This window comes from Marinobacter sp. OP 3.4 (assembly GCF_036224885.1).
Taxonomy (GTDB): Bacteria; Pseudomonadota; Gammaproteobacteria; order Pseudomonadales; family Oleiphilaceae; genus Marinobacter.
This window is the reverse complement of sequence record NZ_JAVVLT010000029.1, coordinates 1-11,316: the sequence shown is the minus strand read 5'-3', so window position 1 is coordinate 11,316 and position 11,316 is coordinate 1. Positions and strand designations below refer to the sequence as shown.

The 11,316-nt window shown below is 64.1% G+C and carries 6 protein-coding genes; all 6 read right to left on the bottom strand.

Features of this window, described 5'->3' with window-relative positions; genetic code table 11:
- Positions 1-60: 60 nt before the first annotated feature.
- The gene (gene dinG, locus RO069_RS04750) at positions 61-2,223 is read right to left on the bottom strand and encodes an ATP-dependent DNA helicase DinG (protein WP_328185586.1); all 2,163 of its coding nucleotides are present in this window, start codon (positions 2,221-2,223) and stop codon (positions 61-63) included.
- A complete protein-coding gene (locus RO069_RS04745) occupies positions 2,223-2,969 on the bottom strand; it encodes a general secretion pathway protein GspB (protein ID WP_328185585.1) in 747 nt (248 codons plus the stop codon). Before RO069_RS04745 ends, dinG begins: the two co-directional genes overlap by 1 nt.
- A 7-nt stretch (positions 2,970-2,976) precedes the next feature.
- Positions 2,977-4,776 carry an ExeA family protein gene (locus RO069_RS04740; protein ID WP_328185584.1) on the bottom strand — a complete coding sequence of 600 codons (1,800 nt, stop codon included), beginning with the start codon at positions 4,774-4,776 and terminating at the stop codon, positions 2,977-2,979.
- 177 nt (positions 4,777-4,953) lie between these two features.
- Positions 4,954-5,748 (bottom strand): MlaA family lipoprotein, encoded by a 795-nt coding sequence (locus RO069_RS04735; protein WP_328185583.1) that lies wholly within the window; start codon positions 5,746-5,748, stop codon positions 4,954-4,956.
- A gap of 64 nt (positions 5,749-5,812) precedes the next feature.
- A complete protein-coding gene (locus RO069_RS04730; RefSeq protein WP_328185587.1) occupies positions 5,813-6,931 on the bottom strand; it encodes a beta-ketoacyl-ACP synthase III in 1,119 nt (372 codons plus the stop codon).
- 339 nt (positions 6,932-7,270) lie between these two features.
- On the bottom strand, positions 7,271-11,209 hold the full coding sequence (gene hrpA / locus RO069_RS04725) for an ATP-dependent RNA helicase HrpA (protein WP_328185582.1): 3,939 nt from the start codon (positions 11,207-11,209) through the stop codon (positions 7,271-7,273).
- Between the last annotated feature and the right edge of the window lie 107 nt (positions 11,210-11,316).

The following is an 11,316-nucleotide window of genomic DNA, read 5'->3' as shown; positions in this document are numbered from 1 at the left end:
TAGTAATGCCTGACACAGCCTCTGAAATGCTGCGAACTTATGTTAAGGGACACTAGCCGCTTACTGGATAATCCGGCGGAATGGCGGCAGGGCATCCAGCAGCAGCTGGCCATAGCGGCGGCTGACAATCCGGCGGTCCAGGATGGACACGCGGCCGGTATCCTCTTCCGTCCGCAACAGGCGGCCCACCGCCTGCACCAGCTTCACCGAAGCATCCGGCACGGTGATCTCCATGAACGGGTTGCCTCCCCGGCTGGTCACCCACTCCGCCAGGCTTGCCTCGATGGGATCGTCCGGCACCGAGAACGGCAGCCGGGTGATGACCACATGATCCAGGTAGCGACCCGGCAAATCGATCCCCTCGGCAAAGCTGGCCACCCCGAACAGCACCGAGGGCTTGCCGGCATCCACCCGCTCCCGGTGGTGTCGCAGCACCTCGCCCTTGGCCATGTCGTCCTGGGTGGTAATCAGGCCCGGGTGTTCCGGGGCCAGGCGGTCTCGCACCGCGTTCATCTGGCGGCGGGACGTGAACAGCACCAGCGTGGCCTTCTCCGTGGCCCATCGCTCCGGCAGGCAGCGTACCAGAGCATTGGTAAATCCCTCCGTGTCCGTGGGCAGGGCTTCCATGGGCGGCACCTCCACCGTGGCCATGTCGGCGTAGCGGAAGGAGCTGGGCACCACCAGGTAGCGGCTGTCCGCCGGCAACCCCGCCCGGGAGCGGAGCCGGTCAAAGCGTCCCAGGGCGGTCAGGGTGGCACTGGTCAATACCGCACCATGGGCCCGGGACCACAAGCGGGAGAACAGCAGGTTGTCCGCCAGGACCGGGCTGCTGTACAGGGTGACCTCCTCCGCGTGCTCCCAGCGCTGGCGGATGGCCCACCGGGCCGGTGGCGGGGTACGGCCCGAGGCCTTGTCGTCCCCGCCCGACGGCGCTGGTACATCGCACCAGGCCGCCCACAGCCGTGACTGGTCCTCCGCCCGGGCGTGGAAGCTGCCGATCACCGGGTACCAGGCTTCCGCCGTGTCCCGGTCCAGCTCATGGTCCTTGCGCTCGTCAAAGCCCTTCTGCAGTTCGTCCGCCACCGTGCCAAGGTGACGGACCAGGCCAGCGGTGGCGGCCCGGGTCTCGGTGGCCAGCGTCAGCATGTCCTCCGGCAGCTGGCCTTCGGGATAGCGCCACTGGGCAGTGCGGCGCTCCTCCGAGAACTCCCACTGGATGCTCTCCAGCAGGTGATCGTGGACCCGGGTCAGGCAGTCGTCCAGTTCCCGGGACGTCCCGGAGATTTTCTCCACGGTGCGGCCCGCCACGGTGGCGGGTGGCAGCCACGGCTGGATCTTCGCCAGTGCCTGGGAAAGCTGCTTGAGCCACTGACGGGTGCTGTTCAGGGGGACCGAAGCGGCAAAGTGGTTCAGTGCCTTGTCCGGCAGGTGGTGGGCCTCGTCGAAGACGTACAGGGCATTCTCCGGCTCCGGCAGGATGGCACCGCCGCCCAGCGCCAGGTCCGCCAGTACCAGGTCGTGGTTGGCCACCACCACATCGGCGGTTTCCAGCCCCTTGCGGGCGTCGAAGAAAGCGCAGTTGTCAAAATAGGCGCAGTGACGGTTGGTGCACTGGCGATGGTCGGTGGTGACCTGCCGCCAGACCTCGTCGGGAATAGTGGTGGGCCAGTGGTCCCGATCGCCATCCCACTCCCGGGAGCCGTACCGGCCAAGCATCTCCTCGAAGAATTCCCGGGAGCCGGGCTCCTGCTCCCTGCCCTCGTCCAGCAGGAACAGGGGCATGGTGTCGCTGTCACCGTTGCCCTCGTCATGGAGCCTGGTTTCCAGACGTGACATGCACAGGTAACGACCACGGCCCTTGGCCAGGGTCCAGTCGAACGACAGCTTGCTGTGCTGCTTCAGGTCCGGCAGGTCCTTGGAGATGATCTGGTCCTGCAGCGCCACCGTGGCGGTGGAGATCACCAGGGTCTTGCCCAGGGCCCGGGCCACGGGGATGGCGGCGATCAGGTAACCCAGGGTCTTGCCGGTACCGGTGCCGGCCTCCACCACGCAGGCCGCCGGCTGGGACGTGCGCTGGCCGTCGTTCTCGGTGATATCGCCCATGTAGCGGGCGATTTCGGCGATCATCAGACGCTGGCCATAACGGGCGCGAATGCCCTTGCCCGCGAGTACGTCACGATAGGCTTGCTGGATTTCGGCCTTGACGGCGTCGCTCAGGGGCATCAGCGGGGGCTGCTCCAGTCACGGACGACACCGACCCGGAAGCGCTGGCCGTCCATGCTCAGTTCCACCCCTTCCTGGGTAATACGCTCCACCCGGAGTGGTCCGAAAGAGTCGCCCATACGCAGATAACGATTGTTGATCATCACACTCCGTGCCGATGGCCGGGAAGAATAGACATGACTGTTGAAGACCAGGTCCGGCACCTGGCGCTGGAACGCCATGGGCAGCTCCACCAGGTGGGGGACCCGGCCTTCCCAGGGCTCCGGGGTGTACTCACCGCTGCCGCCCGTGCCGGGCTGGCGTACCGTGGGAACGATCACCGTGGGGGCTTCCTCCACGGTATCCAGGATCACGGCCCCCTGGCTTTCCAGCTCGCCGGTGGCGGCGGTGATTTCCGCTGGTTCCGGCACCGGGTCCTCCGCCCTGGCCACCTCGCCACTGGTGGCGGGTGGCGCTTCCTCACTGCCGGCACCGGTGGTCGGCGCGGTCGCACCAGACACCTGCTCCGTTGACCGGCCTGGTGCCGCGGCGGTCCGGGAGTGGTCCCACCACAGGCCGACACCCGGCCAGAACAGGACCGCCAGTACCACGGCATTCAGGGTCAGCGCGATGGCAAGCCAGACCAGGGCGGGAATGCCCCGCTTGCGCTTGCGGTGGACCATCCGCATCTGCTGGCCCAGGTTCGGCACCCGACCCTGGTTACGCTCGGACTCCGACTTTTTCAGTGCTTCCAGGATATAACTCATGACGGCATCACCCGGACCGTGGCTGGGCCGGCTGCCCCGGGCCGGCGGGCGCAATCACGGTGCCGCTGGTGGGGACCAGCCGCGGTACACCGGCGTCCAGATCGTTACTCATCTGGATCAGGGTCATGGCACCGACCACACCATCCTGCTGCAGCCCCTTGACCCGCTGGTACCAGCGTATCTGTTCATCCCGGATCATGCGGCTGACACGCTCGATTTCATCGCTGTTGTCCGCATGCAGTCCCACCAGTTGCATCATGCGGGCGCTGAGCCAGACGCCCTCCCGGTTCTGCCGGGGCAGCTCGGCGGGATCACCATTCCACGCCATGTAGGGAGGAACCTGCCAGAGCACGGAGAACTCCCCGTACCAGTGGTCCTGCACTTCCCGGAAGGACACTTCCAGAGTGCCTTCCGCCGTTTTCAGGGTGGCCACATCACCCTCCAGGCGTACCAGGGTCACATGGGTGTCGTTGCCCTCGGTGCCCTTGAGGGTCAATACCGCCGGACGATTGATGTCCTCCATGCTGCGACGGCTGCCCTGTCGGTGCAGGCAGCGGAGGCCGGCAGCATCGGCATAGTCGCAGGCGAAGGGATAGCTGGAGCGGTCCCAGTCATAGCCCCACAGCTGGAACAGGCCATCGTAGGCCTGGGCCGTGGTCAGGCCATGTTCCCCGATATCGAAGGCAGTCAGTTCCGGCTCTTCGGTCCCGATCGGCTCGGGCTCGTCGCTTCGCTCGACGGCACCCGTCAGTTGCTCATCGCCAGTGAGGTCCGGTCCGGCGGTATCGGAAGGGGCGGTACCGTTGTCGCCAGTGGTCCCGTTGCCGGGCGTGTCCTGTTCGACTGACGTCCCTGGGGCGTCGGTATCTACAATGTTGGCCCCCGGGGCATCCCGCCGGCTATCGATAAAGGCCCAGCCAACAATCGCAATCGCCATCAACGCGGCGGCGGCCGTCACCGTGCGCAGCATGGGAGACACGCTCCCCGGGGTGGTACGCCCGGGCACGCCGCCCACTTCCTTCGCCGCAGCCTTCACATGGTGGGGTTCAATCTGCTGGACACCCTCGCTGTAGGCCCCCAGCAGGGCCCGGTCACTGATCAGGTTGATCAGTCGGGGCACGCCGTTGCTTTTCCGGAACAGGGTGCGGATGGCCGGCGGCGTAAACAGTTCCACCTTGACCCCGGCCACCCCGAGACGGTAGTGGATGTAGGCTGGCAGTTCATCCCGTTCCAGGGCGTCCAGGTGGTAACGGGCGGTGACCCGCTGGTTGAGCTGACGCAACTCCGGGCGGTCCAGGATGTCCTTCAGTTCCGGCTGACCCAGCAGTACGATCTGGAGCAGCTTCTTTTCCGCGGTTTCCAGGTTGGTCAGCAGCCGTAGCTGTTCCAGCACTTCGGCGGACAGGTTCTGGGCCTCATCGATAAGCAGCACCTGGTGACGCCCACGGGCGTGGGCTTCCAGCAGGTGCTGGTTGATGCGATCGATGAGCTTCTTGATGGTGGCGTTGTCCGGGTAGGCGATACCCAGTTCATCACAGATGGAGGCCAGCAGTTCCCTGGCCGACAGGCGCGGATTGAGGATCAGCGCGATGTCCACGTGCTCCGGCACGTTCTCAATGAAGCAGCGGCTGATCGTGGTCTTGCCGGTGCCCACTTCGCCGGTGATCACAATGAAGCCACCCTGCCCCTGAACACCGTACATCAGGTGAGCCAGGGCCTCCTTGTGACGTTCACTGAGATACAGGTATCGGGGATCCGGCGCAATGGAGAACGGCGGCTCCCGAAATCCGAAGAAGTCGTAGTACATGGTATTCCAGTCAGCTTGCGGCCGGGGTTATCCCTTTCAGTTGAAGGCCCGCGTGTAATGGCTGCCATGATACCGCCCGCAGTCGACAACTGTCACCATCACGGGCCAAACGGCTCACCGTTTGCGGGACATGTTCGCAGTTCCTACAGGAAGGTTCCGCGACAGCCCACAGGGTGGTCAGAAATCATCCAGCATCAGGTCTTCGTCTTCCCCCCCGGTAAAGGGGTCCGAGGTGACCTTGCCATCGTTGATCAGGTATTCACGGCGCTGCAGGTAGGCGTTACGAACGAAGGTGTAGCTGTCTCCGGACATGAACCCTTCCGCCGCCAGCAGATCCGCCCGTGTATCCACCACGAACAGGCCAAGCAGGTACCATTGCTCCGGACTCTCCGCATAGTTCCAGGCCGACGGGAACGCAAGACTGTCGGTCAGGGTGCCGGTGAAATCCCGGGGCGTGGATGGCCCCATCAACGGCAACACCAGGTAAGGCCCGGGGCCCACGCCCCAGTACCCCAGGGTCTGCCCGAAATCCTCGGGCCGCTCCGGCAGGTCGAAGGCGGTAGCCACATCGAACAGACCGCCAATACCGAACACCGAGTTATAGGTGAACCGGCCTGCCGCCACCACCGCATGCTCGCCCTTGAGCTGGAGCACGCTGTTGATGAAATTGTGCACTTCTCCCAGGTTGCTGAAGAAGTTGGTCACCGCCCGGTCGGCAATGTCCGGCATGACCCACTGGTAACCTTCGGCCACTGGCCTTAACACCCAGTCGTCGACCCCTTCGTTAAAGGCATGGACCTTACGGTTCCATGATTCATAGGGGTCGGCCGGGTTGCCACGGTTGTCCGCCCCGGACGACACCGCTTCCGGGGCCGGTTCCGGCTCCGGGTCATCGGGGGAGGAAGCGCAGCCGGCAAGCGCCAGTGCACCGAACATGAGTATGGTAAGCGCTCGGGAGAGATCGCGAAACATGGTAGTGGTGGTTCCTGGTTGGCTATTCGTCAGGTCGTGGCCCTGCCCTGTCCCTGGCACTCCGTCAGCGTTTGCGAATCACCACGCTGCCAATGGAATACCCGGCACCGAAGGAACAGATCACGCCCAGGTCACCGGCACCAAAGTCATCCTTGTGCTGGTGATAGGCAATGATTGAACCGGCAGAGCTGGTATTGGCGTACTCGTCCAGGATCACGGGCGCTTCCTCGACAGTGGCCTCACGACCCAGTACGCGCTTGGAGATTAACTGGTTCATGTTGAGGTTGGCCTGGTGGAGCCACATCCGGCGCAGATCGTCCGCTCCCAGGGAGAGACTCTCCAGGTGACTGACGATCAGTTCCGCCACCATCGGGGAAACCTCCTTGAAGACCTTGCGGCCCTGCTGCACGAACAGCTTGTCCGGCTTGCCGATACCGGATTCGTCACCCCGGTTGAGGAAGCCGAAGTTATTGCGGATGTTGTTGGAGAACTTGGTCTTCAGACGGGTTCCCAGGATCTCGAAGCCCTGGCCGTCCGCTACCTGGTCATCGCGCTCCACCAGCACGGCGGTACAGGCGTCGCCGAAGATGAAATGGCTGTCCCGGTCGCGGAAGTTCAGGTGCCCGGAACAGATCTCCGGGCTCACCACCAGCACCGCATTGGCGGTACCGTTTTCCACGGCATTGGCCGCCGCCTGGATACCGAAGGTGGCCGAACTGCAGGCCACATTCATGTCATAGGCAAAACCGTCAATGCCCAGGGCCTCCTGGACCTCGATGGCCACCGCCGGGTAGGCCCGCTGCAGGTTGGAGCAGGCGACGATCACCGCGTCCACGTCGCTGGCGCTACGGCCTGCCTGCTCCAGGGCCTGCCGGGCGGCAATCACGGACATGTCGCACTGGATCGAGTATTCATCGTTACTGCGGTCCGGGAGTCGCGGACACATTCGTTCGGGGTCGAGGATGCCGTCCTTGTCCATCACGTGGCGACTCCTGATGCCGGAGGCCTTCTCAATGAACTCAACCGAGGAAGGCTGGAGGGCCTCGACGTCGCCACTGGCAATCTCCGCCGCATGGCGCTCGTTGTGCAGTTCAACGTACTGGTTGAACGAGGCAACCAGTTCTTCGTTGGTGATGGAGGCGGGTGGCGTATACAACCCGGTACCGGTAATGATGGCGGTGATGCTCACAAAGGACCCCGACTTTTCTGGACATTATTGTGGACTGCAATCTGGTCGAGCCGGATGCGTGTTGGCGGAGCGCACCCTGCAGGCTCATGGTCTGACCGTGAATACTATCACAAAGCTAGGAGTCTGCGCGGTAGAAAGTCGCACCGCTGCGACCGTCCCACTTTGGCCTCTTTTGAGCGCTCATTCTCGTTACATAGAACCACTATGCGCCTCAAATGATCGTCAAAATTGCCTCAAAGTGGGACGCTCTCGCCTGGCGCGATTTCTACCGAGCAGACTCCTGGCCCAACGAGCCTGGATGTAGAGGATTTTACGGTTGATCCACAAAGCCGTTCAGTGGACCTGGGCCCACTGCCGGTCGAGCCGCTTGACCGACACCGGCACGGCGGTACCGAGCTGCTGGGCGAAGAACGACACCCGGAACTCCTCCAGCATCCATCGGTAGAGGGTGAGTTCCGGATCCAGGATACCCTGCCGCCGATGCTGTTCGGCCTTGTTCCGGTAGCGGCTCCACAGCGGCTCAATGGCATGCAGGAATTCCCGCTCCCGCCCCATTTCCCGGGGCATTTTCTCCAGCCGGATATCCGCCGCCTCGAAGTAGCGGGGAAAACAGGCCAGCCAGTCCAGGGGTGTGGCCGTGAGGAAGCCGGGGTACACCAGGTGTTCCATCTGGAACTTCAGGTCCGCCATGCTGTTAGCCATGGCCAGGCTGATCTTGCCCTTGAGTTGCTTCATGACCCGGTGATGGCCCCGCATCACCTGGTGAAGCTGCGCATCGGCCTCCTCCAGCGCCGGCAGGAAATCCCCCCTGCCCGACTCGTAGACGCCGTTCAGGTCGCCATCGCTGCGTGGGAGGCTGTCCGCTGGCCGGTCCGGCCCGCCCAGGAAATGGTTGGCGGCAGCCGCCAGCAGGAAGTCGTCCAGCAATGTCCGGGCCTGGCCCACCGGGGCGAACATCAGTGCCGAATCCCGAAAATGGTGCAGCCGGCTGTCGATCTTTTCCAGTGTATTGCCCAGGCGGTTGAGGATCAGACGGGCCACCGCCCGGCGATGGGCGTCCGCCGCCGTCAGTGGGTCCAGGAAACGGGTCTCCCGCACCTCGCCGCCCAGGTCCTCCAGGGCCGGGTACACGGTGACCTGCATGCCTCCGCGATCGGTATGGACCGAGGCTGGCAAGGTGCCGAACTGCCAGTCGGAAGCCTGACGACCCGGGCCCTTACCTTCCTCCTCTTCCACCTGGCTGAGGGCCTGCTCGGCCTGTTTCTCCAGCTTCTTCTGCAACTCGTCGGGGTCCCGCCCACGGGCCAGCACCTTACCACCCTCTCCCAGAACCTTGAGATTCATCCGCAGGTGCCGGGGCAATGCTTCACGGGGCCAGTCCTCCGGCGCGATGCGAACACCGGTCATGCGGCGGAGCTGGTCCGCCAGGGCATCGGTCAGCGGCTCGTTGGACGGGGTCATCTTTTCCAGGGCAGCATCGACAAAGTCAGGCACCGGCACAAAGTTGCGTCTGACCGACTTGGGCAGTCCCTTGACCAGGGCAATGCACTTCTCCCGGACCAGCCCCGGCACCAGCCATTCCAGCCGATGCCCCGGCAACTGCTTGAGGGCCATCAATGGGACCTGGATGGTCACACCATCATCCTCTCCGGTGGGTTCGAAGTTGTAGCTCAGGGGGTACTTCGCCCCCTCCCACTCCAGCTCGTCCGGGTACTGTTCCAGCTCATCGTAGTCCAGGTCCCGCTGCAGGATGTCCTTTTCCGTCAGCTCCATGCCCTTGAGGTCTTCCGCGGACAGGGCCTTCCACCAGCTCTCGAAATGCCGGCCACTGACGATGTCCGCCGGCAGACGCTGGTCGTAGAAAGCCACCAGCTGTTCATCATCCACCAGCAGGTCCCGCCGGCGGGTCTTGTTTTCCAGGTTCTCGACAGTATCCAGCAGTTCCCGGTTGCGGGCGATAAACGGCGCTTTAGTGCGGTAGTCACCTTCCACCAGTGCCCGGCGAATGAAGAGTTCGCGGGCTTCAACCGGGTTAATGCCGGCATAGGGCACCCGGCGCTGGCTGACCACGTCCAGCCCGTACAGACTGACCCGCTCAAAGGCCATCACCTGGGCCCGTTTCTGTTCCCAGTGGGGCTCGGAATAATGCCGCTTGACCACGTGCTCACCCAGCGGCTCCACCCACTCCGGCTCGATCTTCGCCACCATGCGGGCAAATACACGGCTGGTTTCCACGATCTCCGCCGCCATGATCCATTTGGGGGAGGACTTTGCCACTTTGGACCCGGGGAAGATAAACACCTTGCGATTGCGGGTGGCCAGGTACTCCTTCTTCTCCAGCTTGGTGGCCACCTGCCCCAGCAGACCCGACAGGATGGCCTTGTGAACGGCCTCATAACTGGCGGTGTTGCGATTGAGCGTGAATTTCTGTTCCCGGCACAGCAGAGTCAGCTGCCGGTGGGTATCCCGCCACTCCCGCATGCGCATCCAGGACAGGAACTGTTTCTTGCAGTACCGGCTCAACTGGTTGCCGGACAGCTCCTGGCGCTGCTCCTCGAAGTGATTCCAGAGGTTCAGCAGGGTGACAAAATCCGACTCCTTGTCGTTCCACTGGCTGTGGGCCTGGTCCGCCGCCTGCTGCTTGTCCTGGGGTCGTTCCCGGGGGTCCTGCACGCTCAGGCCGGCAATGACCACCAGCAGTTCCGCGAGACTGCCCAGCTCATCGGCGGCCACCAGCATGCGGGCCAGCCTCGGGTCCAGGGGCAGCCGCGCCATGGTACGACCCAGTCGGGTAATCCGGCGTTTGCCGGACACCGCCCCCAGTTCCTCCAGCAGTTTATAGCCATCGTTCACCTGGCGGTTGTCGGGGGGCTCCAGGAACGGGAAGTGTTTGATATCCCCCAGGCCCAGGGTCACCATCTGCAGGATGACGGACGCCAGGTTGGTGCGCAGGATCTCCGGGTCGGTGAACTCGTCGCGGCTGACAAAGTCCTGTTCGTCGAACAGGCGGAAGCAGATACCCGGCGCCACCCGGCCACAGCGGCCCGCCCGCTGGTTGGCGCTGGCCTGGGAAATGGCCTCCACCGGCAACCGCTGGATCTTCGAGCGCACCGAATAACGACTGATACGGGCCACGCCGGTATCGATGACATAGCGGATACCCGGCACTGTCAGCGAGGTCTCCGCCACATTGGTGGCCAGCACGATCCGTCGCCCCCGATGGGACTGGAACACCCGGTTCTGTTCCCGGGCACTGAGACGGGAGTACAGCGGCAGCACCTCGGTATGGCGCAGGTCGGCATGGCGCAACTGCTTGCTGAGGGCCCGGATCTCCCCTTCGCCGGGCAGGAACACCAGGATATCCCCGGGCGGTTTGCTCTCGCCCCGTTCGTGCTGCTCGATCTCCTCCAGGGCCGACACCACGGCGTCGCCCCAGCCCTGGTCCCGTTCGTCGGCATCGCCGGCCAGGGGCCGGTAGCGGACCTCCACGGGATAGGTGCGACCCGATACCTCGATCACCGGCGCCTGGTGGAAGTACTCGCTGAAACGCTCCACCTCGATGGTGGCGGAGGTGATGATCACCTTCAGGTCCGGCCTTTTTGGCAACAGTTGCTTCAGGTAGCCGAGCAGGAAGTCGATATTGAGGCTGCGCTCGTGAGCCTCATCAATGATGATGGTGTCGTAGGCGTCCAGGAAACGATCATGCTGGACCTCGGCCAGCAGGATACCGTCAGTCATCACCTTGAGCCGGGTGGTGTCCGACGTGGTGTCGGTGAAACGCACCTGGTAGCCCACCTGGTCGCCCTGTTCCGGCCCCAGTTCCTCGGCGATACGGCCGGCCACGGTACGGGCGGCGATACGCCGGGGCTGGGTATGCCCCACCAGCCCCCGGGTGCCCCGCCCGGCATTGAGGCAGATCTTCGGCAACTGGGTGGTCTTGCCGGAGCCGGTCTCGCCGGCCACGATGATCACCTGGTGCTGTTCCAGCGCCCGGGTAATGTCCTCCACCCGGTCGGATACGGGCAGTCCCTCCGGGTAGCTGGCGGGCCGGTGCGACTGGCGGCGCGCCGCCACCTTTGTCAGCCCCTCTTCCAGCCACCGGTTCATCCGGCGCAGCTCCGGTTCGCCAGGCTGATTACGGGTGCGCGCCAACAGTCTCAGGATGCGGGCGGTTTCCCGCTGGTTGCAGTCGCCAAGCTGGCGCCGGATCTGGTCGGCGCCCTGCAGGCTCTGGATGTCGGAGGCGTGGTTGCCGGGCGGGATCTGGCTCATGGATCGCTCAGTTGGTGAATGTGGCCGCTATTGTAACGGAAGCCGTTTTATAATCGAGTAGGAGGGGGAGTTACCTCCCCCGTCCTCTCACACCACCGGGCATACGG

Bases quoted from the DNA above. Each gene is read 5' to 3' on its own strand.
- dinG (WP_328185586.1), bottom strand. From the start codon at position 2,223: ATGCCCCTGAGCGACGCCGTCAAGGCCGAAATCCAGCAAGCCTATCGT.
- RO069_RS04745 (WP_328185585.1), bottom strand. From the start codon at position 2,969: ATGAGTTATATCCTGGAAGCACTGAAAAAGTCGGAGTCCGAGCGTAAC.
- RO069_RS04740 (WP_328185584.1), bottom strand. From the start codon at position 4,776: ATGTACTACGACTTCTTCGGATTTCGGGAGCCGCCGTTCTCCATTGCG.
- RO069_RS04735 (WP_328185583.1), bottom strand. From the start codon at position 5,748: ATGTTTCGCGATCTCTCCCGAGCGCTTACCATACTCATGTTCGGTGCA.
- hrpA (WP_328185582.1), bottom strand. From the start codon at position 11,209: ATGAGCCAGATCCCGCCCGGCAACCACGCCTCCGACATCCAGAGCCTG.